The organism is Mycobacterium sp. SMC-4, from assembly GCF_025263265.1.
Taxonomy (GTDB): Bacteria; Actinomycetota; Actinomycetes; order Mycobacteriales; family Mycobacteriaceae; genus Mycobacterium.
Window position 1 is genome coordinate 1,312,962 of the sequence record NZ_CP079869.1, and the last position, 22,765, is coordinate 1,335,726.

At 66.5% G+C, this 22,765-nt stretch carries 24 protein-coding genes; 15 read left to right on the forward strand and 9 right to left on the reverse strand.

Annotated elements, in window-relative coordinates; translation table 11 throughout:
• The 6 genes from KXD98_RS06240 to KXD98_RS06265 form a co-directional block, all read right to left on the reverse strand.
• Window positions 1-666 carry a nuclear transport factor 2 family protein gene (locus tag KXD98_RS06240; RefSeq protein ID WP_260762498.1) on the reverse strand — a complete coding sequence of 222 codons (666 nt, stop codon included), beginning with the start codon at window positions 664-666 and terminating at the stop codon, window positions 1-3.
• On the reverse strand, window positions 663-2,282 hold the full coding sequence (locus tag KXD98_RS06245) for a class I adenylate-forming enzyme family protein (protein WP_260762499.1): 1,620 nt from the start codon (window positions 2,280-2,282) through the stop codon (window positions 663-665). The genes KXD98_RS06240 and KXD98_RS06245 overlap by 4 nt, the downstream gene beginning before the upstream one ends.
• Window positions 2,279-3,046 (reverse strand): enoyl-CoA hydratase/isomerase family protein, encoded by a 768-nt coding sequence (locus KXD98_RS06250; RefSeq protein WP_260762501.1) that lies wholly within the window; start codon window positions 3,044-3,046, stop codon window positions 2,279-2,281. Before KXD98_RS06250 ends, KXD98_RS06245 begins: the two co-directional genes overlap by 4 nt.
• Before the next feature lie 72 nt (window positions 3,047-3,118).
• The gene (locus KXD98_RS06255) at window positions 3,119-3,865 is read right to left on the reverse strand and encodes an SDR family NAD(P)-dependent oxidoreductase (RefSeq protein ID WP_260762503.1); all 747 of its coding nucleotides are present in this window, start codon (window positions 3,863-3,865) and stop codon (window positions 3,119-3,121) included.
• Window positions 3,855-4,478: a TetR/AcrR family transcriptional regulator gene (locus tag KXD98_RS06260; RefSeq protein ID WP_260762505.1), complete on the reverse strand. Its 624-nt coding sequence runs from the start codon at window positions 4,476-4,478 to the stop codon at window positions 3,855-3,857. Before KXD98_RS06260 ends, KXD98_RS06255 begins: the two co-directional genes overlap by 11 nt.
• A 5-nt stretch (window positions 4,479-4,483) precedes the next feature.
• Complete coding sequence (locus KXD98_RS06265; protein WP_260762506.1) at window positions 4,484-5,308, reverse strand: MaoC/PaaZ C-terminal domain-containing protein; 825 nt, start codon at window positions 5,306-5,308, stop codon at window positions 4,484-4,486.
• A gap of 91 nt (window positions 5,309-5,399) precedes the next feature.
• Between KXD98_RS06265 and KXD98_RS06270 the strand changes: the two genes are divergently transcribed.
• The 11 genes from KXD98_RS06270 to KXD98_RS06320 are packed head-to-tail and all read left to right on the forward strand — an operon-like array spanning window position 5,400 to window position 15,626.
• Window positions 5,400-6,473: an LLM class flavin-dependent oxidoreductase gene (locus KXD98_RS06270; protein ID WP_260762508.1), complete on the forward strand. Its 1,074-nt coding sequence runs from the start codon at window positions 5,400-5,402 to the stop codon at window positions 6,471-6,473.
• Window positions 6,470-7,972, forward strand: a complete 1,503-nt coding sequence (locus tag KXD98_RS06275; RefSeq protein WP_260762510.1) for a class I adenylate-forming enzyme family protein — start codon at window positions 6,470-6,472, stop codon at window positions 7,970-7,972. The genes KXD98_RS06270 and KXD98_RS06275 overlap by 4 nt, the downstream gene beginning before the upstream one ends.
• Window positions 7,969-9,138 (forward strand): acetyl-CoA acetyltransferase, encoded by a 1,170-nt coding sequence (locus tag KXD98_RS06280; RefSeq protein WP_260762511.1) that lies wholly within the window; start codon window positions 7,969-7,971, stop codon window positions 9,136-9,138. The genes KXD98_RS06275 and KXD98_RS06280 overlap by 4 nt, the downstream gene beginning before the upstream one ends.
• Window positions 9,135-9,539, forward strand: coding sequence for a Zn-ribbon domain-containing OB-fold protein (locus KXD98_RS06285; protein WP_260762513.1), 405 nt, complete (start codon window positions 9,135-9,137; stop codon window positions 9,537-9,539). The genes KXD98_RS06280 and KXD98_RS06285 overlap by 4 nt, the downstream gene beginning before the upstream one ends.
• A gap of 6 nt (window positions 9,540-9,545) precedes the next feature.
• Entirely contained in the window at window positions 9,546-9,941 is a 396-nt protein-coding gene (locus KXD98_RS06290) for a nuclear transport factor 2 family protein (RefSeq protein WP_260762516.1), read from the forward strand.
• 59 nt (window positions 9,942-10,000) lie between these two features.
• Complete coding sequence (locus KXD98_RS06295) at window positions 10,001-12,022, forward strand: dehydrogenase E1 component subunit alpha/beta (RefSeq protein WP_260762518.1); 2,022 nt, start codon at window positions 10,001-10,003, stop codon at window positions 12,020-12,022.
• Entirely contained in the window at window positions 12,019-12,246 is a 228-nt protein-coding gene (locus KXD98_RS06300; RefSeq protein ID WP_260762519.1) for a biotin/lipoyl-containing protein, read from the forward strand. The genes KXD98_RS06295 and KXD98_RS06300 overlap by 4 nt, the downstream gene beginning before the upstream one ends.
• Window positions 12,243-13,106 (forward strand): enoyl-CoA hydratase/isomerase family protein, encoded by an 864-nt coding sequence (locus KXD98_RS06305; RefSeq protein WP_260762520.1) that lies wholly within the window; start codon window positions 12,243-12,245, stop codon window positions 13,104-13,106. Before KXD98_RS06300 ends, KXD98_RS06305 begins: the two co-directional genes overlap by 4 nt.
• A 56-nt stretch (window positions 13,107-13,162) precedes the next feature.
• Complete coding sequence (locus KXD98_RS06310; RefSeq protein WP_260765013.1) at window positions 13,163-14,074, forward strand: nitronate monooxygenase family protein; 912 nt, start codon at window positions 13,163-13,165, stop codon at window positions 14,072-14,074.
• Complete coding sequence (locus KXD98_RS06315) at window positions 14,071-14,871, forward strand: enoyl-CoA hydratase/isomerase family protein (protein ID WP_260762522.1); 801 nt, start codon at window positions 14,071-14,073, stop codon at window positions 14,869-14,871. The genes KXD98_RS06310 and KXD98_RS06315 overlap by 4 nt, the downstream gene beginning before the upstream one ends.
• Complete coding sequence (locus tag KXD98_RS06320; RefSeq protein WP_260762524.1) at window positions 14,868-15,626, forward strand: enoyl-CoA hydratase/isomerase family protein; 759 nt, start codon at window positions 14,868-14,870, stop codon at window positions 15,624-15,626. The genes KXD98_RS06315 and KXD98_RS06320 overlap by 4 nt, the downstream gene beginning before the upstream one ends.
• On the opposite strand, the gene KXD98_RS06325 is transcribed toward KXD98_RS06320, so the two are convergent.
• Both KXD98_RS06325 and KXD98_RS06330 read right to left on the reverse strand, forming a co-directional pair.
• Window positions 15,623-16,825: an acyl-CoA dehydrogenase family protein gene (locus KXD98_RS06325; RefSeq protein WP_260762526.1), complete on the reverse strand. Its 1,203-nt coding sequence runs from the start codon at window positions 16,823-16,825 to the stop codon at window positions 15,623-15,625. The two genes, KXD98_RS06320 and KXD98_RS06325, sit on opposite strands and share 4 nt — an antisense overlap.
• A 3-nt stretch (window positions 16,826-16,828) precedes the next feature.
• Window positions 16,829-17,659: an enoyl-CoA hydratase/isomerase family protein gene (locus tag KXD98_RS06330; protein ID WP_396882563.1), complete on the reverse strand. Its 831-nt coding sequence runs from the start codon at window positions 17,657-17,659 to the stop codon at window positions 16,829-16,831.
• 74 nt (window positions 17,660-17,733) lie between these two features.
• Between KXD98_RS06330 and KXD98_RS06335 the strand changes: the two genes are divergently transcribed.
• Complete coding sequence (locus KXD98_RS06335) at window positions 17,734-18,930, forward strand: cytochrome P450 (RefSeq protein ID WP_260762528.1); 1,197 nt, start codon at window positions 17,734-17,736, stop codon at window positions 18,928-18,930.
• Window positions 18,927-19,727, forward strand: coding sequence for an enoyl-CoA hydratase/isomerase family protein (locus tag KXD98_RS06340; protein WP_260762529.1), 801 nt, complete (start codon window positions 18,927-18,929; stop codon window positions 19,725-19,727). Before KXD98_RS06335 ends, KXD98_RS06340 begins: the two co-directional genes overlap by 4 nt.
• Here KXD98_RS06340 and KXD98_RS06345 read toward each other — a convergent pair.
• Window positions 19,714-21,060, reverse strand: a complete 1,347-nt coding sequence (locus tag KXD98_RS06345) for a phosphotransferase (RefSeq protein WP_260762531.1) — start codon at window positions 21,058-21,060, stop codon at window positions 19,714-19,716. The genes KXD98_RS06340 and KXD98_RS06345 overlap by 14 nt on opposite strands.
• Window positions 21,061-21,162: 102 nt before the next feature.
• Between KXD98_RS06345 and KXD98_RS06350 the strand changes: the two genes are divergently transcribed.
• Together KXD98_RS06350 and KXD98_RS06355 are read left to right on the forward strand one after the other, a co-directional pair.
• Window positions 21,163-21,984, forward strand: a complete 822-nt coding sequence (locus KXD98_RS06350; RefSeq protein ID WP_260762532.1) for an SDR family oxidoreductase — start codon at window positions 21,163-21,165, stop codon at window positions 21,982-21,984.
• Between the two features lie 6 nt (window positions 21,985-21,990).
• Window positions 21,991-22,764, forward strand: coding sequence for an SDR family NAD(P)-dependent oxidoreductase (locus tag KXD98_RS06355; protein ID WP_260762534.1), 774 nt, complete (start codon window positions 21,991-21,993; stop codon window positions 22,762-22,764).
• Window position 22,765: the final 1 nt, after the last annotated feature.

A 22,765-nucleotide genomic window follows, 5' to 3' on the forward strand; every position in this document is an offset into this window, starting at 1 on the left:
TCAGGAATTCCTCGGGTCGTCGTCGGCGCGGCCGGTGGACGCGACGCGGGGCACCTCGCGGTGCCTGCGCAGGGTGGCGATCCAGGCGCCCGGGGCTGGCGGCGCCGCGACGGGCACATCGAGTCGTCCGGCACCGGCGCTCTGGAACTCCTGCCAGCTCGGGAAGGCATCATGAAAGTTGCCCTCGTGCGCGGTGGTGCCGGGCCACCGCATCTTTCGCGGGCCCAGCGGAGGCTCGGCGAGGTCGCTCTCGTACCAGAACAGCGGGGTGCGCCGCACGAAGAACCACTGTCGGTCCCGGCGCTCGTAGGTGTCCAGGTAGGCCATCAGCTCGATCACCCACGCCGATTCGGTTTCGAGCTCGTTGCGCGAGTAGACCAGCCCGGACGCATGTTCGGCGTCGTGGATGTCGATGACGTGCCCCAGCACACCGTGTGCCGTTCCCAGCAGGTCGTGGCGGAGCTCGGTGTCATACCACTGCCGAAGCGCTTGCCGACCCCGACGCCGACCGGGCACGCCCACATCGTCGACGAACAGGTTGACCAGCGCGTCGAGGTCGCGCATGTCCAGTGCGACGGCATATTTGGCCGCCAGCTGGCGGATCTCATCGAGTGCTTCCAGGCGTTCGACGCGGGCGGTGAGTTCGGCGAGGCCACCGTCGGTCACGACAGGACACCTTCGTCCATCATCTTGGTCAGCGCGCGCTTGTCGATCTTGTCGGTGGTGGTGTAGGGCAGCGGTTCGGCGTCGGTCAGGATGGCCCAGCGCTTCGGAACCTTGTACGCCGCAAGGCGGGAGCGGCACGCCGTCGCCAACTCCTCGGCGGTGGCTCGATGACCCTCGTTGAGCACGACGGCGGCGCTGACGACGGCGCCCCGCTCGGGGTCGGGCAGGCCGACCACGTAGGCGACTCGGACTTCGGGTAGCCGGCGCAACTCTGCCTCGACTTCCATGGGTGCCACATTGGTTCCCGACGTCTTGATCATCTCGTCGGTACGGCCGGCGAAGTACAGGTGGCCGTCGTCATCCCGGTAACCGGCGTCCTTGGTGTGCAGCCAGCCGTCGCGATCGACCAATTCATACCAGTGTTTGCCGATCATTCCCCGCATCAGAGCCGTTCCGCGGACACAGATCTCACCGGTCACTCCGTTGGGCACCTCGATGCCGTTTTCGTCGATCACCTTGTGCTCATAGCCGGGCGCGGACACGCCGAGCGATCCGCGCTTGGATTCGGGAACCTGCTCGTGCGGGGGCCACCAGGTGTGGCTGCTGCACGTTTCGGTCATACCCAGCTGGGCCACCCGCAGGGACGGATCGGCGGTGCGGCGCTCGGGCGGCAGCAGGACCTGTTGATATCCCTCGCGCAGATGCGACAGGTCGGTGGCGGCGAAGTCGGGGTGATTGGCCAGAGCGGGCCCGATGTGCGGGAAGCCTGTTGTGTAGGTGGCGCGTTCGCTCTCGAGGAGCCGCAACACGTGCCCGGCGTCGAACTTGTGCTCGGTGAGCACCGTGGCGCCGAACTGGAACGGACCGAGGAAGCCGAACACCAGGCCGGCCACCCAGAAGAACACCATGGGCACATAGATCCGGTCGGTCTCGCACCAGTCGTGCTCGGCGGCGATGAACCGGGAATGCGTGATCGCCGTGCCGTGGGTGTGGACGATGCCTTTCGGGTGCGAGGTGCTGCCCGAGGTGTAGATCACCAGCAGATCATCGGTGGGGCGAACGGTCTGCTCGCAGGCCGACAGGAAGTCCGGCACCACCGGTTGTGGCCACTGGGTGGGCCACGAGGTCGAGGTCGTCCCCAGCGCGAGTACGTTGCGCAACTGGGGTAGGTCCGGCGATCGCAGTGGCGACTCCAGCCCGCCCGCGGCATCGCGGATACGGCTGAGCATGTCCTTGCCGAGAATCGTCTCCATCGACAACACGGTGTGAATGTCGGCGTCGCGTAACACCCACGCCAGTTCTGCGGATTGCAGAAAGGTGTTCAACGGCACGGCGACGGCGCCGATTCTGGTGACGGCGAGAAACGCGGTCACGAACTCGGGCCCGTTGGGTGCCAGGATGCCGACCCGGACGCCCTTGGTCACTCCCAGGCTCAGCAGCCGCGCCGCCATGTCGACGGATTCGGAGTTCGCCTGCGCGTAGCTGATTCGGTCGACCGAGCCATCGGTCCGACAGGTGACGACCAGGTCACGGTCACCGTGCTGGTCGGCCACCGACGCCAGCACAACCGGGATGGTGGGCTTGTAGGGCAGCGGCGGATAGGCGAATGTCCTCATTCCACGACCCACTGCGGTTCGCGCTTTTCGGCGAAGGCGGCCATACCTTCCCGGTAGTCAGGGTGGGTCATCTGGTGCTGCAGAACGTACCGGTAGGCGACGTCGTTGGCGGCGTGCAAGCCGACGTCGAGGCTGGTCCACATCGCCTTGATGGAAGCCTGCGTGGTTGCCGGTGACAGCGCTGCGATCGACAGCGCGATCTCGCGTGCCCGTTGCTGCAGGCGCTCAGCCGGGACGACTTCGTTGACGAGGCCGATCTGGTGGGCACGTGCGGCACTGATCCTGCCGTCTTTGGACATCAGAGCCAGCTGCATGACCATCGAGAGCGGCATGCGGCGCAACAGCACTGCGGGTTCGAGAGCGAAGACGTTGCCCACCTTCAGGTGGGTGTCGATGAGTTCGGCATGGTCGGCGGCGATGATCAGGTCGGCGTCGGCGACCTGGTGCAGGCCGCCGCCGACCACCATCCCGTTGAGTGCGCAGATGACCGGCTTCCACACATTATGGTGCAGGCGGGATCCCGGGACTTTGTTCCGGATGCCGCTGGCCGCGGTGGCCTTGATGTCCTGTCCGGCACTGAACGCGCGGTCGCCGGCGCCGGTGATGATGGCCACGCGAATGTCCGGCTCGTCTCGCACCTGCCCCCACGCCCAACCCAACTCGGTGCGGGTCAGGTCGTCGGTGGCGTTCAGCCGCTCGGGGCGGTTGATGGTGATGGTGGCGACGTGTTCGCTGACGTCGAACAGAATTCGCTCCAGGTGCACTCCGAATCCTTCCGATCAGCGGGTGTGCTAAACAAAGTATCAAATAGTGTTCTATCGTACGACGGAATCAGGTCAGGGCATCCACTGGCCGCCCGACACCGAGATGAGCTGCCCGGTGATGTGTTTGGCCGCATCGGAGCACAGGAACGCGACCGTCGCGGCGATGTCCTGCGGCTCGCCCAATGCGCCGGTGAGCGTCGACTCGCGCATCGTCTCGAGCTGATCGTCGGTCTTGCGGGACAACAGCCACGGGGTGGCCGTCGTTCCGACCACGACGGTGTTGACCCGCACGCCGGACGGCCCCAATTGGACGGCCATCAGCCTGCTCAGCCCCTCGACGCCGGCCTTGGCGGCCGCGTAGGCGGGCGGACCCGTGCGCACCCCGTGCGCCGACACGGAACTGATGTTGACGATGGCGCCGGCCTTCTGGGTGACCATGTTCCGCGCGCAGACCTGGGCCATGATGAAGGTGCCGGTCAGGTTGACGGCGACAATCCGGTCCCAGTCCTCGTCGGTCTGGTCCAGAAAGGAGCCGGGCAGCGTCATACCGGCGTTGTTGACCAGCGCCGCGATCGGCCCGTGTTCGGTGGTGAGTCGACCGATCTCCCGCTCGACGGCGTCCCGGTCGGTGATGGACAGCTCGATCGGGAGCGCGGCACCGTTGCGCACAGCGTCGGTGTCGCGCGTCTGCGCGAGGGCTTTGGCGTTCACGTCGACGATCGCGACCCGGTAGCCCGCGTCCGCCAGCGCCGCCACGATCGCCGCCCCGATGCCGCGCGCACCGCCGGTGACGACGGCGAGTCCCTGATCACCCGGCACGACGTTGCCTGTCTGCCTTGACGAGACGCTCGATGCGGGTGATCGACGGGCGAAGCAGACCGACCGCCTCGCCCATCGAGGCGGTGAGATCGCCGCGCCCGTCTCCGGCCACCCACGTGTCGATGGCTGCGCGATTGGCTCCGTTGACCACACTGACCGCGAGCCTTGGGCGCAGATCGGTGTGCGGATCGGCGCCCAGGCGGATGGCCACCTCGCTGGTCATCTGCTCGATCCAATCGTCGTTGAGGCGCAACCGGGTGGCGCGCAGAGTCGGGTGGCCGGCATACATCCGCGCCCTGGTCAGGAATATCTCGGGCTGGGCGCTGATGGCTTCGGCGACCGCGGCCGACGCCTCAGCCAGCGCACCCCACAGGGATTGCGATCGAGAAGCGCGGAATCGGCGGGTGGCCTCGTGCAGTCGCTCGGCGTAGCCGTCGAAGAGGATGTCCTCTTTGGCGGCGAAGTGGTGGAAGAAGGTTCGCGGTGCGACGCCGGCGCGCTGCGAGATGAGTTCCACGGTGGTGGCTTCGTAGCCGTCGGCGTCGAAGAGTTCGAGGGCGGCATCGATCAGCGCCTGCCGGTTGCGCTGTCCGCGCATGCGTCGCTTGTCCATTGCGCTCATCCTCGCAACTGCGCGGTGCCTGAGGAAAGGGCGACGATCGATCCCTGACGCGTGCGGAAACGCACCCCGTCCTCACCGTGCCAGATCTCGGTCTGCAGCCCAGCGCCGAGCTGCACCGGCTTGGCGAACCGGCAGCTGATCGACTGCAGGCTGTCCGGGTCGCCCCGTCCGACAGCGTTGACCAGTGCCCGCGCGGCGAAGCCAAGGGTGCACAGTCCGTGCAGGAAGACGTCGTCGAAACCGAACTTGCGCGCGGCGGCCGGGTCGATGTGCAACGGGTTGCGGTCACCGCTGAGGCGGTAGATCGCCGCCTGCTCGGCTCGGACGTCGTCGTCGACGGTGACGTCGGGCGGCTGCTCGGGGTCCACGGGCGCATCAGGTCCGCGCTCGCCGCCGAAGCCGCCGGCCCCCAGCACCATGATCTGGCCGACCGCGACGAACGCCTCGCCGTCGGCATCGGCGCCCCGCGTGGTGACCTCGACCGCGGCGTGCTTGCCCCTGTCCCACACCGCGGTGATCGTGCCGGTCACGGCAAACTCGCCGCGTGCGGGCACCGGACGCGTCACCGTCAGGGACTGCGCCCCGTGCACGATGGGAAACGAGCCCAGCCCCAACAACGTTCGTAGGTCTTTGACCGCCCACCAGTTCGCGAGCAGCGCGAAGGTCGGCAGTACGGCGAGCTCGCCGTGCTCGTTGAGCAGTCGCAACTCGTCCGGTGGCCGTGCGCCGACGCCCAGCGCGTAGAGGATCGCCTCGGTCTCGGTCCACCGGTAGGTCGTGGGATCGACAACAGTGCCGACAACGTCGGTGGTCAGGGCCATCGAACCTCCGCAAGCGTGATGAACAGATTGACGTGCTGTGTTCTATCGTGCAATATAGTCGCAGTAACTGCAAATAGTTTCTGGAGTGGCCATGAAATTCGGTGTCTTCATCCTCGGCGACAAGCCCAACCACCTGTCCGACCAGGAAGTCTTCGCCAACGTGCTGGAAGAGGCCCGGTGGGCTGAGGAACTCGGCTACGACGAGGTCTGGCTGGCCGAGCATCACTTCTCGCCCTACGGCATGCTGGCTGATCTGCCGATGGTGGCAGCGGCGATCGCCGCGCAGACCGAACGCATTCGCATCGGGACCGCGTGCATGGTGGCCCCGTTCCACAATCCCATCCAGCTCGCCGAGCGCATCGCGATGGTCGACGTGCTCTCCGGCGGTCGATTCGACGCCGGATTCGGTCGCGGTTACCAGGCCCACGAGTTCAAGGGATTCGGCGTCCCGATGGACGAAGCCACCGGCCGATACCAGGAATGCCTGGAGATCGTGCACCTGTTGCTCACTCAGGAGAACGTGAGCTATCACGGGAAGTACTTCACCATCGAGGACGTCACGATCTACCCGCGTCCCGCCCAGCAGCCGGTACCGGTATGGGGCACGGTGATGAAGACCCCGTCGAGCTTCGAATGGCTGGCCGACAAGGGTTTCGGCGCCATCATCGGCAATCCCTACACCGTCGACCCCGACCTACAGGGAGCCCTGGACATCTACCTGGAGACGCAGGCCAAGAAGGGTCTGGAAGCCGCGACCGGCAACGTGTGGGCGCTGCTGAACGCGTTCTGTCACCAGGATGATTCCTTCGCCCGGACCTATCCCCGCGAGAGCGTGGAGCTCTCGATCGAGCGCCATCGCGCATACTCGAATCCGTTCGAACGCGGCGGCGACATCCCGGCCGACTACAAGGCCTACGCGGACTGGTTCGAGAAGCACGACAAGCAGAGCTACGAACAGGTGCTCAACTCGCATCTGACCCTGATGGGCAATCCCGATCGCATCATCGACAAGATGCGCACCGTCGTCGACATGGGTTGGCGCAACGTCATGCTGCGGATGTCACGAGGCGGTGCCATGGACCGGGCGAAGGTCTACGACTCGATGAAGTTGTTCGCCGACGAGGTGATCCCGGCGGCAACCGAACTCGCGGCAGCGCCCGCTTGAGCGAGGATCTCCGGGCCCGGCTACAGACGGTTCTGTCCCTGGACCCGGCGGCGCCGGCGATCGAGTCCGACGGTGTGTGGACCGACTGGGCGGCACTGCGCTCCATCGCCGACGGTGTCGAGCACCACCTCGCCGCAGCCGGCTTGGGTGCGGGATCCCCGGTGGGACTGGTCCTGCGCAATCATCCGGCGATGGTCGGCGCGCTGATCGGGGTCCTGCTGACGGGGGCCACTGTGGTGACCCTCAATGCCGCGCACGGGGACGCCGGACTCAGCGCCGACATCGCCGATCTGAATCTGGCCGCGGTCATCGCCGTCGAATCGGACTGGCAGCGCGACGGAGTTCGGGACGCGGCCGCAGGTGCCCTGGGGCTTCGCGTCACGGCGGCCCCACCCGAGGTCACCGTGCAGGACGGCCTGGAGGCGCCGGGGCCCGGTCCGTTCCGCAGCGAACCCGACGGCGTCGCCGTGGAGATGCTGACCAGCGGAACCACCGGACCGCCCAAGCGAATACCGCTGACCTACCGGGCATTCGAACGCACAGTGGCTGCAGCCAGTGCGCACTACTCGGCGTCCACCGACCAGCGGCCCCGACTGAGCTCCGGTGTGGCCATCGTCGCAGCGCCGCTGGTGCACATGTCGGGCATGTTCCGGACCCTCCTCAACATCTGCCAGGGGCGCCGGATCGCCCTGCTGGAGCGCTTCACCGTCGCCGATTTTGTCGGTGCCGTGCAACGGCACCGCCCTCGCGCGGTGAGTCTGGTCCCGTCGGCGATGGCGATGGTCCTCGACGCTGATGTCGCGCCTGAGGTCTTCGACACCGTCGAGGTGGTCACCTCGGGGACCGCGCACTTGCCGGTGGCCGTCCAAGAGGCTTTCGAGGAGCGCTACGACGTGGCGGTGCTGCCCTCGTATGGGGCAACCGAGTTCGCCGGGGGAGTCGCGGGCTGGAATCTTGCCTTGCATCGACAGTGGGCCGAAGCCAAGCGCGGAAGCGTCGGTCGTCCGCAGCGTGGCCGCGAGGTCCGCATCATGTCGGTGGACAAGGACGTCGAGGTCGGCGCGAACGTCCAAGGTCGCATCGAGGTGCGTACCGGTGACGGAGACTGGGTGCCCACCACCGATCTCGGTCGGATCGATGCCGACGGCTTCCTCTACGTCGAGGGCCGCACCGACGACGTGATCATCCGCGGTGGATTCAAGGTGGCACCGGCGGACATCGTGGATGCGTTGCGAACCCATCCGGGGGTGCGTGATGCCGGCGTCACCGGGCTGCCCGACAGAAGGCTGGGCGCTGTTCCGGTCGCCGCGGTCGAGGCCACGGCGGGCGCTGACGTCGATCCCGAGCAACTTCTCGACTTCCTGCGGGAGCGGCTCACTCGCTATCAGGTGCCGTCACGGATCATCGTCGTCGACGAACTGCCGCGCACCCCGTCGCTGAAGGTCAGCCAGCCCGGGCTTCGGGAACTGTTCTCCAGCCGTGAGGAGGTGCAGGCATGACGGGCGTCCGCGGTGTTGCAGCAATAGTCGGTGTCGCCGACGAGGTTTCACCGTCCGGAGTGATCGACGTACCCCTGCGTGAGCTCGAAGCGCGAGTCGTGCGGGCGGCGCTGGCGGACGCGGGACTGACGGTGCGTGACGTGGACGGCGTGTGCACGTGTACCGGGGGAACCCTGATGCACTCCGTCGAGCTCGCTGAATACCTGGGCATCACACCGCGTTTCACCGATGCCACCCAGACCGGTGGCGCCAGCTACGGCCTGTACGTCGAGCACGCGGCGGCGGCCATCGCAGCCGGACAGGCAGAGACCGTGGTGATCGTCTACGCATCGACTCCGCGAGCGGCCCGCAAGCGGGGTGACAAAGGGCTCGGCGTCTTCGCGACTCCTGAGCGACTGGAATGGGAAACGCCGTTTGGTGTGATGCTGCCGATCAGCGCCTATGCGCTGGCCGCGAATCGGCACATGGCCCAGTTCGGCACCACGGCAGAACAATTGGCGCAGATTGCGGTCGACACCCGCGCCTGGGCGACCCGAAATCCACGCGCACATCTGCGCGACGCCATCACCGTCGATGACGTGCTGGGGTCGGGCTACCTTGCCGAACCCCTGCACAAGCTCGAATGTTGCCTGGTCACCGACGGTGCCGCGGCGATCGTGGTGACCAGTGCACAACGGGCGCGCTCGCTGGCCAAGCCGCCGGTGCACGTGCTGGGCGCTGCTTCGGCAGCCTCGCACGCGATGATCTCGCAGATGCCGGATCTGACCGTCACCCCTGGCGCCCGGTCAGGTCCCGCGGCGTTCCAGGCAGCGGGCGTGAGCCCCGGGGACGTCGATGTCGTCGAACTCTACGACTCCTTCACCATCACCGTTCTGCTCGCGCTCGAAGATCTCGGCTTCTGCGCGAAGGGCGACGGCGGCGCGTTCGCCGGAAGCGGGGTGCTGGCCCCGGGTGGCGAGCTGCCCGGCCAGACCACCGGCGGCGGCCTGGCCTACACCCACCCCGGCGCGTTCGGTGCCTTCCTCCTCGTCGAAGCCGCCCGGCAGTTGCGGGGTGAAGGTGAGGATCGGCAGGTGCCCGGCGCCGAGGTGGCGCTCGCGCACGGGACCGGTGGGGTGCTCTCGGCGACGTCGACGGTGATCCTCGGGACGGAGGCGACGCTGTGAACGCCGAGATCTTGGATCTGCCGGTGCCTGAGCCGAGCGCGGTCTCGGCCCCGTTCTGGGATGCGACGCAAAACCGCGAGCTGCACATGCAGAGGTGCACCGACTGCGGTGCGCTGGTGTGGTATCCCCGCTTCGGGTGTCCGCACTGCGGCCACGACGACCTGCGGTGGGAACGACTCTCCGGCCGTGGGGTGATCCACGCCGTCAGCGTGCACCACCGGGCCCCGATCGCCGCGCTGGCCGACCTGGTGCCGTACTCGGTGGTTCTGGTCGATCTCGACGAGGGCGTCCGGATCATGTCCAATGTCTTCGGGCCGGCGCCGCAGGTGGGGGATGCTGTCGAAGTGGGTTGGCTGCCGCTGGCCGACGGTCGGAATCTGCCGACGTTCGAGCGCAGGTGAGTGCCGGTGCTGCCCAATCCCGAGCTGCTGGCTCGACGTCAGGCGCTGGTGATGCGCCATGTCGCTGCCGAGAACGAGCGTGATCTCGACCGAATCATGGCGACCTTCACCCACCCTCGCTACGAGATCGTGCCCACCGCAATGGTGTACGACGGTGATGAGGAGGTCCGGCAGATGATCCTGCGGCAGTGGGACGAGTTGCCGCAGATGAGCTACAGCGCCGAAGCGGTGTTCCATTCGGCGCATGGACTGGTGGTCGAGACCCGGACGACCTGCGTGGGCACCTCGGTCGACATGCTCAGCGTCAATGTCTTCGGCTTCGACGGCGAGGATCTGGTCCTGGAACGCTGCTACTTCGACCGGATGTTGTTCGCAGCGGAACTCGCCACGTTGCGTTCCTAAACGATTGAACAAAAAACGTCATATTGTAGTATCGGTGGCAGACCCGTCGAGGAGTGTGGATGTCCACCCAAACAGGTACCAGAACACTGTCGCCCGACAGTGACCAATCGTTGGCGCTGTATCGCCTCATGAGCAAGGTTCACCACGGTGACAAGCGCGTTCGCAAAGCGCTGTCCTCTGGTGAGGTGACCATGAGCTATTGGCCGGTCGACGGCCACGAGGCCATGTCCGCCGGCGCGATGCTGGCTCTCGACGACGCTGATCAACTCGTCACGACCTACCGCGGACTCGGCGACGTGCTCGCCAAGGGCATCGATCTGCGCGGCTACTTCGCCGAGATCCTCGGCCGCCGGGACGGGTTGTCCGGAGGCAAGGCCGGTGCGATGGGGATCTACGACCCTGCCCACGGAATCGCCTGGACCACGGGTATTGTCGGCGCGGGTCCGCTGATCGCCAACGGCATCGCTTTGGCGGCGACGCGGCGGGACACCAACCAGGTCGTCCTGGTCAGCTTCGGTGACGGCGCCACCAGCATCGGGTACGTACACGAAGCCATGAACATGGCCGCGCTGTGGGATCTGCCGGTGATCTTCCTGTGTCAGAACAACTCCTGGGCCGAATGCACGGCGCAGCACCGCTACACCCGGTCAACGCAACTGTCCGACCGGGCGCAGGGCTACGGGATGCCCGGTGTGACCGTCGACGGCACCGACCCGCACGCGGTGTACGAGGCGGTGGCCGCCGCGGTCGCCCGTGCGCGGTCGGGTCAAGGGCCGTCCTTCGTCGAAGCGTTGGCATATCGCCTGCAGGGCCACTATTTCGGTGACGCCATGGGCTACGCCGATCAAGACGAGTTGGCCGCGAAGCGGGCCGACCCTCCGTTTGCGCGGTTTCGGGCGCAGCTGATCGCCGACGGCGTCGCCACCGCCGCCGATCTCGACGCCGTTGACGCGGCCGTGGCGGCCGAGATCGACGCCGCATTCACCGCTGCGGTGGCCTCCCCGCCACCGGATCCCGCCGAACTCACCCGAGATGTGTTCAGCGGCAATGGCTCAGAACACTCCAACCATCGCGGGTCCGCTGCCGAGGCCTCGGACGGGGACACCGAGGAGCTCGGGTTGGTCGCGGCCATTCATCGCACTCTGGACCGGGCGATGGCCGAAGACGACTCGATCGTGCTACTCGGGGAGGACATCGGCGACCCCTCAGGTGGAGGCATGTTCAAGGTGACCGCCGGTCTGTCCAGCAAGTACGGCGAGGGCCGGGTGCTCGACACCCCGATCGCGGAGTCGTCGATCATCGGTGCCGCCATCGGCGCCTCGCTGGCCGGACTGCGTCCGGTGGCCGAATTGATGTTCATGGACTTCCTCGGGGTGGCGATGGACCAGATTGCCAACCACGCCGCGAAGGTCCGCTACATGTCGGGTGGCCGCACAGGTGCGCCGCTGGTCATCAGGACAATGGTCGGCATGGGTGCGGGTGCCCAGCATTCGCAGGCCTTCGAGGCGTGGGCGATGCACACTCCGGGGTTGAAGGTGGTGTGGCCGAGTACGGCCGCCGATGCCGCCGGCCTGTTGAAAGCCTGCTTGGCAGATGACGATCCGTGCCTGTTCATCGAATCGATGAAGCTGTACTACGGCGGCGGCAAGGGGCCGGTCCCGGTGGCCGACCATGTCGTGCCGCTGGGACAGGCCGACGTCAAACGAGAGGGCTCTGACGTCACCGTGGTCACCTACGGCGTCATGGTGCACGCCGCGCTGGAGGCCGCGCAGCAGCTCGCCGACGATGGCATATCGGTGGAGGTGGTCGATCTGCGCACGCTCGTGCCGCTCGACCTCGCGACCGTGCTCGAATCGGTCCGTAAGACCACCCGCCTGGTGGTGGCGCACGAGTCGGTCGGATTCTGCGGGCCCGGTGCCGAGATCGCCGCGACTGTCGGTACCGAACTGTTCGGTGTATTGGGTGCACCGATCCAGCGTGTTGCGGGCACCTACACGCCTGTGCCGCGCGCAGCCACTCTGGAGGCAGCGTGCCGACCGGGCGCTGCCCACCTCGTCGAAGCGATCAGGAGAATCCTGTGACGGAAGTGCGGCTGCCCAAGCCGGGTGATGCGATCACCGAGGCCGAGATCACCGAGTTCCTAGTCGAGGACGGTGCGTCGGTGACCGAGGGCGACCCGTTGTATTCGATCGCCACCGACAAGGTGGAGATGGACATCGAGGCGCCGGCCTCGGGCGTGGTGTCGTGGAAGGTCGAGGTGGGTGAAACCTACGACGTCGGCGAACTGATCGCGGTCATCGCGTGAGCGAGTTGCCGACCGAGGTCGACCTGGGGGCCGAGGAGTTGCGCGGCACAATCGACGGCGACACCTTGACCGTCACCATCGACCGCCCGGAGAAGCGCAACGCGTTGACCGCCGACGGCTACCACGGCATCAAGAAGGCGGCGATGATCGTCGCCGACGAACCGGCCCTGGACTTCCTGGTGATCACCGGCACCGGCGACGTGTTCTGCGCCGGCGGTGACATGAACGCTGTCGGCAACCCCGACCGGCGGTGGGACGCCTTCACCGAGGCCTATGACGGGACTCCGTTCGAGACACTGGGCAAGATCCCGAAGATCGTCGTCTGCGCGGTCAACGGGCTGGCACTGGGTGGCGGTCTGGTCATGACGCTCTACGCCGATCTCGTCATCGCATCCGACCGAGCTCGGATGCGGGTACCCGACCTCACCCGGGGTGTCTACGAAGCGTTCGTCGCGGCCCGGCTGCCGCAGCGGATCGGCACGTTGCGCGCCAATCACCTGATCTACGGCAACGATTGGGTGGAAGCCGACGAAGCGCAGCGCCTCGGACTGGTCGGCAAGGTTGTGGCGCACGAGGCCCTCGCCGCGGAGACCGCGGCTCTGCTGGACCGGGTACGCAACACCGGACCGGCGGCGCGGGCCGCGATGAAACGCGAAATGGCCAGGTCACTTCCCATCGTCGACGTCTCCGGGTATTGGGCGTCGATCGGAACATCCGAACAGATCGAGGCGTTCACCGCGTTCTTGCAGAAGCGGCCACCGCAGTGGTCCAGGTCGTCGGACCGGGACGCGTTCGTATCGACACGCCGGCCGGCATGGATACCGCCGCAGCCGGAATCCGAAGGGAGTGAGGACCATTGATCACCACCAGGTTCACCGAGACATTCGGCATCGAAGCCCCGATCGTGCAGGGCGGCATGCAGTGGGTTGGCCGCGCCGAACTGGCTGCCGCGGTGTCGGATGCCGGCGGTCTCGGGCTGATCACCGCCCTGACTCAGCCGACCCCCGCTGATCTGGCCAACGAGATCGCACGGGCGCGCGACCTGACCGACAAGCCGTTCGGCGTCAACCTCACGATCCTGCCGACCATCAACCCGCCGCCGTACGAGGAATACCGGCAGGTCATCGTCGACGCCGGGATCAAGATCGTCGAGACCGCCGGGTCCAACCCGGCGCCGCATCTGCCGATCTTCCACGACAACGGCATCAAGGTGCTGCACAAATGCACGTCGGTGCGACATGCCGTGAAGGCCCAGGACCTGGGCGTCGACGGCATCAGCATCGACGGCTTCGAATGTGCCGGTCACCCGGGCGAGGACGACATCCCTGGGTTGGTGCTGATTCCCGCTGCGGCCAAGGTGATCGAGATTCCGATGATCGCCTCCGGCGGTTTCGCCGACGGGCGCGGACTTGTTGCGGCACTAGCTCTGGGCGCCGACGGCATCAACATGGGCTCGCGGTTCATGTGCACGGTCGAGTCGCCGATCCACCAGAACGTCAAAGATGCCATCGTCGCCGGCAACGAGCTGGGCACGGAATTGATCTTCCGCACATTGCGCAACACCGGCCGGGTGGCCAGCAACACCATCTCCCGTGAGGTGGTCGAGATCCTCAACAAAGGAGGGCAATTCGAGGACATCGCGCACCTGGTCGCCGGCAAGCGCGGAGTCAAGGTCTATGAGACCGGTGATCTGGAAGCCGGCGTCTGGTGGATCGGCACCGCGATGGGACTCATCGACGACATTCCCGGCGCCGGCCAGGTCGTGACCCGCATCGTCGAAGAGGCCGAGCAGATCATCAGTAAGCGGCTGGCCGACGCGATCTCATGATGACTGAGCTCCCGCAAGGCACCTCGGACCTGACCGGGTGCGATGAGATCCTGGTGGCCGCAGACGGCCCGGTCCGCATCGTCACACTCAACAACCCCGGCAACGCCAACGCGGTGAACAACCGGATGCACGGTGCGTTCGCCCGGCTGTGGGCCACGCTGGGGGATGACCCCGAGGCTCGCGCTGTTCTGCTGACCGGCACCGGAGACTTCTTCTCTGCCGGTGGCGATCTCGTCGAGTGGTTGCACACCCATGTCGAGAACCCGGTCACCCGGCGCGAGGGGATGCGCGATGCCCGCCGCATTGTGCGCGACATGATCGACTTCCCGTTGCCCATCGTGGCCGCGGTCAACGGTCCCGCTGTCGGATTCGGTTGCAGTATCGCGGTGCTGTGCGACATCGTGCTGATGTCCGATCGGTCGTTCTTCGCGGACACGCACGTCGCGAGCGGCCTGGTCGCCGGCGATGGTGGATCGGTGTTGTGGCCACTTCTGATGAGCCTGCTCAAGGCCAAGGAGTATCTGCTGCTCGGTGAGCGCATCAAGGCCGACAAGGCAGTCGAGTTGGGGCTGGCCAACCGCGTGGTGGCCCACGCAGACATCAAGGCCGAAGGTCTGGCACTGGCGCATCGGTTGGCCGCTTTGCCCGCCCGCGCGGTCCAGGACACCAAACGCACGCTGAACCTGCACGCCGAGCGAGCCGTCACGGCGATACTCGAATACGGCATCTCCGCGGAGACCGAATGTTTCACCACGCCGGAACACCGCGCGGCCATCGACAAGTTCCTCGATCGATGACAGAGCGCACACCCGATTCGCTGGTCCTGGTCGAGGATCGCGACGGTGTCGCGCTTGTCCTGCTGAATCGTCCCGCGCAGCGGAACTCGCTGCGCTACGAGTCCTGGACTCAATTGGCGGAAGCACTCTCGCAGGCCGCCAACGCGCGCGCCATCGTGATCGCCGGCGCTGAAGGCTTTTTCAGCGCCGGAGGTGATTTGAAGTCAGGTCCGGCGCACGGCGCCGGACCGATGGGACCGGCCGGCCGCGTCGAGCACGCCCAGAACGTGATGGCGCAGTTGCGTGCGATCCCGGTGCCGACGATCGCCGCCGTCGAGGGTGCGGCCGTAGGTCTGGGGTGGAGTTTGGCGCTGTCCTGCGATCTGGTGGTGGCGGCGCGTGACGCGTTCTTTTCGGCACCCTTCGTCGCGCGTGCAGTGGTGCCCGACGGTGGCCTGGCGTGGCGGTTGAGCGAGCAGTTGGGACGGCAACGCGCGGCATCACTGTTGTTGCGGGGCAGTCGGTTGGCCGCCGAGGACGCGCACCGCATGGGCTTGGTCACCGATCTCACCGAACCCGGTTCGGCTGTGGATGTGGCGGTTGTGATCGCCCACGAGATCGCGGCGGCCGACACCGGTGCGGTGGAGCTCACCAAGCGGCTTCTGGCGGCCGTCGAGTCGACCCAGCTGGCGTCCTTCCAGCCGCTGGAGTTGGCGATCGCCACGGTGGCCCAACAGCGCTCGGCGGCCGACGCCGGTCGGGCGGAATTCGCTTAGCGGGGCAGGCCCAAGCCGGTGGTCGAGATCAGGTCGCGCTGAATTTCACTGGTGCCGCCGCCGATGGTATGGAGGAGGGAAAGCAGCAGCCCCTCCGAGAAGTGCCCGTGCAGCAGCGCATCGGGATCATCGGGCAGCAATGCCCCGGCCGGGCCGAGGATGCTGGCCCCCAGCTGTCGCAGCTCTGCGGTCAGCTCCGAGTGATAGAGCTTCGACAGTGACGGCAGCGCCGGATCGAGCTGGTCGGCGGCTTGCTGGTGGGCCACCCGGTAGGACAGCGCGCGCCCGACCTCGACGCGTTCGATCGCGCGTGCGAGGGCCAGCCGGTTGGCCGGGTCGGCCAGGGGGTCATGCGCCTGACCACGTTGACCGTGACACCAGTCCACCAACTCGTCGAGGTAACGCTGGGCCTGTGCGGCCCGGGTGACGTTCGAACGTTCGGCGACCAGCAGAGCCTTGGCGACCGTCCAGCCCTCACCTTCGCCGCCGACCAGGTTGGTGGCCGGAACCCGGACGCCGTCGAAAAACTCTTCGGCGAAGGTCGAGTAGCCGGTCATCGAGCGGATGGGGCGGCGGGTGATTCCCGGGGTGTTCAAATCGACCAGGAAAAAGGAGATACCGGCCTGACGCTTGCCGCCGAGCGGTGACGTGCGGGCGAGCACGAAGATCCAGTCGGCGAGGACACCGTTGCTGGTCCAGGTCTTCTGGCCGTCCAGGATGTACTCGTCGCCATCGCGGCGCGCGGTCATCCGCAGCGCCGCGAGGTCCGAACCTGCCTCGGGTTCCGAATAGCCCTGTGCCCACATCCGTTCCGAGCGCGCGATCTTGGGTAGGTGCTCGTCACACTGCTCGGGCGTGCCGAACCGGAACAGCACCGGCGCCAGCATGTTGACCCCGTTGGTGTTCACCAGCGGGGCGCCGGCGTAGGCGAGCTCCTCACGGATGACCACCTGTTCCACGACGCCCAGACCGCCCCCGCCGAACCGCGTCGGCCAGTGCGGCACGAACCAGCCCTGTTGGTGCAGCGCCTGACAGAACTGCACCGCGCGCTCGTGGCTGTCCCGCGGCAGGTAGTCGGGGTTGGCGGCGGTGTGTCGGAACTCGTCGGGAAGATTGTCGGCGATCCACTCGCGCAGCCGGCTGCGCAACTGGTCGATCTGCGGTCCGCCCCCGAGTCGGACGATGGGCGCAAGCGGCACGATTCAGACCCGGTCGGAGGGCTTGGCGGCCTTCTTCATCAGCTCGGCGACGTAGTTCTGGAACTCCTTGGAACCGGTCACGAGGGCCTGCAGGTCGTTACTGGCCTGCTGATGGGTGCGGAAACCCATCCCTTCCCACGCTCGCAGGATGCCGGCCTTGGTCGCCTGCAGGGTGATCAACGGCGCCTTGGCGATCTTGGCGGCCAGTTCCTCGACCTCGGCCTCCAGCCGGTCCCGGGGCACCACCCGGTTGACCAGTCCGAACTCGAGTGCCTGTTCTGCACTGATCTTCTGTGCGGTGTAGAGGTACTCGGCGGCGCGCTTGTAGTTCATGAAGACCCACGGCTCGAACATGGTTTCCGATCCCGGCAACCCGAAACCGGGTACCAACGGCATCTGGAACCAGGTGTCATCGCTGCACACCGTGATCTCGGGGAGCAGGGCCCAGGTGGTCCCGCCGCCGATCGCGTATCCGTGGACCTGGGCGATCACCGGCTTCGGAAATTCCCAGAGCTTGAGCACCGGCCACAGGAAGAGCTGAGCCGCCGAGCGCCAGACCTTGCCCGAGGCCTCCAGTTCGGCCTTGAACTCGGGATAGCTGCCGTCGGGGATGTGGCCGGAGCAGAACCCTTTGCCGTTGGCCTTGATGATGACGACCTTGATGCTGTAGTCGTACTGCGCGTCGTCGAGTGCTTCGTTGACGCTGTGCACCATCTCCGAGGACTGTGCGTTGGCCCGGTCCGGATTGTTCAGGATGATGCGCGCGATCGCCCCGTCCTTCTCGTAGATGACGTGGTCCAACTCTCGCGTTTCCACCTGCAAGCTCCTCCTCATTCGGCCCCGTGGCCCCTGAATGATAGTGCAATTAAACAAAACATGTAATAGTGTTTAGCGAGGAGGATGGTGACATGACGACGATGGACCTGCGCTGGGATCCGTTCGACCGCACGTTGCACGCCGAGCCCTACTCGGTATGGAAGCGTATGCGCGACGAGGCGCCGGTGTACTACAACGACCAATACGACTTCTACGCGCTGAGCCGGTTCGACGACGTCATGACCGCATCGCTGGACACCGAGACCTTTTCCTCCGAGCACGGCATCACCCTCGACATGATCACCGAGGATCCGTGGGGTCCGCCCAAAGCGATGATCATGATGGACCCGCCTGATCACACCGCGATGCGGAAAATGGTCAATCGCACGTTCTTTCGCAGCAGGATCGCCCAGCTCGAGGATCACGTGCGCCGACTGTGCCAGGGCTATCTGGATCGGCATGTCGGGTCCGGGGGATTCGACTACGTCGAGGACTTCTCGGCGAAGCTGCCCGTCATGGTGATCAGCTCTCTGCTCGGGTTCCCCGAGGAGGATCACGACAATCTGCGCGAATGGTCGGATGCGCAGGTCCACCGCGATGAAGGCAATCCCGAACGCACCGCGGCTGGAGACGAGGCTTCGGCCCAGTTGTTCGCCTACTACCGCGAACAGATCGCGCTGCGTCGCGGGCATCGCACCACCGATGTGGTCGGTGACCTGATGGCTTCGGACCTCGTCGCACCCGGAGCGGATCCACGCCAGTTGGACGACGGGGAGTTGCTGGTGTTCATCGCGATGATCAACGTCGCCGGCAATGAAACGGTGGCGCGCCTGCTCGGGTGGGCTGCCTTGACGCTGGCCCGTAACCCCGAGCAGCGGGCCACGCTGGTCGAGAACCCGGGCCTCATCGGCGGTGCCGTCGAGGAGTTGTTGCGCTACGACGCGCCTTCGCCGATACAGGGCCGATTCAGCCTGCGCGATTCCACCTATCACGACATCACGATCCCGGCAGGGTCGAAGGTGGCGCTGCTGACCGGGTCGGCCGGGCGCGATGAACGACAATACGAGCGCCCCGACACCTTTGACGTGACCCGAACGGGCATCCGTCACATCAGTTTCGGGCACGGCGCGCACTTCTGCCTCGGTGCGGCGTTGGCCCGGCTGGAGGCCAGGGTGGCGCTCGAGGAGACGCTCAAGCGATTCCCGGAATGGGAGGTCGACGAGCGCAACGTGTCCTACGTCCACACGAACTCCGTCCGCGGCCCGGCGAGCGTGCCGATCAGCCTGTGAGCACCGGGCTGACGGTTCGCACCGAGGGGGCGGTGCGCTGGCTGGTGCTGGACCGGCCCGAGGTCGGCAACTCGGTGACCCGCGCCATTCAGCGTGACCTGATCGACCAGTTGGCCGCCGCGTCCGGTGATCCGCAGATCCGGGCCGTGGTCTTCACCGCCGCCGGGGAGCGGCACTTCTGCACCGGGCCCAATCTGCGCGACCCGAACATGCGGCCTAGCCAGGACCGGATTGCCGGTGACGCGGCACGGATCCTGCGCACCGGATCGCAGGCCGTCGTCGCTGCGCTTCTCGATTGCGACAAACCGGTGATCTGCGCACTCAATGGGGTCGCGGCCGGTGTCGGTGCCAGCATGGTGCTGGCCTGTGACCTGATCATCGCCGTCGAAAGTGCCCGCCTGATCGAACTGTTCGTTCGTCGTGGCCTGGCACCCGACGGCGGAGCGGCCTACCTGCTCACCCGTAAGGTGCCGTTCAACGTTGCCAAGCGATTGATCCTCTTCGGTGAGGAACTGTCGGCGCCGGAGGCGCATCGCATCGGTCTGGTCAACGAACTCGTCGGCGACCACCGCGAGCTGGAGGCATTGACCACCGAATGGGCGCAACGTCTGGCGGGCGGACCGACACGGGCCATCGCTGCCGCCAAGGCGATGCTCAACCAGGCCCTCGATGTGGACAGGGCAGCCGCCTTCCACACCGAGGCGCTGCTCGTCGAACAGGTCGCGGGTACCGACGACGTCGCCGAAGGTGTGGCCGCGTTCACCGAGAAGCGAGACCCTGTGTTCAGGGGCCGCTGAGCACGTCGCTCAAGGGCGTGACGTGCCCGATTCGCCCTCCGGTCAGCAGCGGTTCGATGAGCAAGAGTTGACGCATCACCCGGCGATGCAGCAGATCGATCAGTGCGGCGTCCTGTCCGGGATCTGCCGCCAGCACGAAGCGCTCCAGTGCGGCGTCACCGGAAACCCGGTCGGCAGGACGTGACCCGAGCAGTTCTGCGATGTCATCGAGGTCGGCGGCGTCGACGGCGTGAGCGTAGGTGTTGACCCGATGGGTCAACCGGGCGACGGTCGCGACACTCGTGCGCTGGTATTCGGCGATGCCGGGGGTCACTTCCAGCGACTCGATCATGGCCGGCAGACCGGCGATGGCCCCGGGATAGGACGTCGGTAGGGGATCAGGCAGCGACACCGTCGACAACGCGACGTCGGCCTGTCGGGCGATGGATTCGATCGTGTGCAGCGAGAGCAGGTGGAACCATTCGATGTACTGAACGATGTCGGTCAACGGCAGGTCCAGATGCAGGAGCAGCGCGACCCCCAGCGGGGTGCACAGCGCGAACTTGGCGGTGTGGAATTCGATCGCCGCCCGGTCCAGGGGTATCCCTGAGCGCAGTTCGTAGCGCCGCAGCAGCCGACCCAAGTCGCCCATCGGCTCGGTCACGTTGCGTAACCGAAGGCCCGCGAGATCGTGGAAGACGTCGCCGATGTGGGCGAGCTCGACATCGATCAGACCGGTGATCCGGTCGTCGGCGTACATGAACTGCCCGGTGTCGCCCAACACGAAACGCGGGGTGGACCGGTGCGCCGGCACGTGGCGCCGCAGCCAGCCGATAGCGAACTCCAGCAGGGGTTCCGGGCGCTGCTTGAAGTCTCGGTAGCGCGACACAAACGTCTCGAAGTAACCGAGCGCGACGTCGTCGGGGCTGGTAGGGATCTGCAGGCCCGCGGCGGCAAATGCCGTCGGATCGATGCCGTGGGCACAGACAAGCGCATCGACGTAGTCGTCCATCACAGCGTCGATCTGCCGGTCCTCGGTGGCCCTGCACGGGTTGGGATCCCCGGGTAGCCAATCCATCACGACCGCTGACGCTTCGGGGATCTCACCGTGGATGCTCGGGACCGGGATACCGTGCGCTTCCATCACACGCAGAACCGTGGCCTCGGCTGACACAGTCGCGAAGCCGAATCCCTCACGATCGCCCCGCACATAGAGGCGCATTTCCTGACCGTCACGAGAGGCCGTCACGAACCAGGCTGGTCGCCAACGCTGTTGGCGTTCGATGCTGCGCACCGGACCGATGTTGGCGGTGATCCAGTCTTCGATGACGGCGTCTTCCACGGCTCCGGTCACCGGACAACCATAAACTGAAATGGCTAAACACTAGAACACTATGTGTACCCTTGTAAGAATAGCGAGGCCATGCGGGCCTCGTCAGTTGCTCCAGGAGACGCCTTGAGTTTGTTCGACGCATTTTCCTACCAGGGCAAGCGAGTGCTTGTCGTCGGTGGCGCCACCGGGATGGGCAACGCCACCGCACGGTTGGCGCTCGACGCCGGCGCGGAGGTCGTGGTGATGGACTACGCACCCTGTGATCTGCCGGGCGTCACGGCCATCGCTTTGAACCTGGCCGACAAGGCCGGCATCGATGCCGCGGTCGCCGAATGCGGTGGCACCGTGGACGCATTGTTCGCGTGCGCGGGTGTCGCCGACGGTCCCGGGATCGAGCGGATCAACTTCATCGGCCACCGCTATCTCATCGATCTACTACGAGGTAACGCCATGCTGCCGCGAGGCTCGGCGATCGGGTTCATATCGTCGGCGGCCGGGCTGGCCTGGCGTTCGAACATGGTGCAGCTCAACGAGTTCCTCGACATCGCGGACTTCGATGCCGCGGCTGCCTGGGCGGTCGACAACGGCTGCGCCCATTACATGTTCACCAAGCAAGCGGTGTGCGCGTATGTGGCGCGGGAGGCCATGGCTCTGATGTCGGAGGGCATCCGCATCAACGCGATCTGCCCCGGACCCACCGACACCCCGTTGGCCCAGGCGAATGCGGAACTCTGGCTTGATTTCGGCGCCGACTACCGCGCCGCGGTGGGTGTGAACGCCGCCACCCCGATGGAACAGGCCTTTCCGCTGCTGTTTCTGTGCAGCGACGCCGCCGCGGTGGTCAACGGAATCACCATGGTGACCGATTCGGGCTACTTGAGTGCCGGAATCACCGAGGTGTTCCCCGCCGGCACCCCGATGGCGAAAATGCTCCTGGACGGATGAGCGGCGGTGGGCATCGAGTTCTCCGGTCAGGTGGTCGTGATCACCGGGGCCAGTGGGGGGATCGGGCGGGTGCTGGCACGCCGCTACGCGAGGTCGGGCGCCGGCGTCGCGCTGGTCGCGCGACGTCCTGACGAACTCGCGGTGACCGCCGGCGTGATCACCGAGGAGGGCGGTTCCTGCTCGGTGCACGTCGCCGACATCCGCGACGAGGCCCAGTGCGTCGACGTCATCTCCGCCGTTGTGCGTCGATGGTCGAGGCTGGATGTCCTCGTCAACAATGCCGCCGTCCCGGGCGCCGATGAGCCGGTCAGCGAAGCCACCGTCGAGAACTGGCAGAACGTCCTGACCACCAACCTCATCGCGCCGGTGGTGCTGACCCGAGAAGCACTCTCGCGGGCGATGATTCCGGCAGGCAGCGGCAATGTGCAGTTCGTGTCATCGAGTGCGGCACGTGTCGTGCAGCCGCGCAAGGCGCACTACGCCGCAGCCAAGCTCGCCCTGACTGCGCTGGCCCAGACGCTGGCCGTGGAGGTGGGACGCACGGGGGTTCGGGTCAACACGTTGGTGGTGGGCAGTGTGGCCGGCGAACTGTTCGACACCTACGTGGCCCGCCGGTCCCGGGAAGAGGGTTTGGACGCCGGTGAGCTGCGCCGGCGCCTGGCGGGCCTGAACAAGCTTGGCAGGTTGGTGCAGCCGGACGAGATCGCCGAGGTGTCGATGTGGTTGGCCTCTGATGCCGCATCCGCGGTCACCGGCCAGGACATCGTCGTGACGGGCTGAG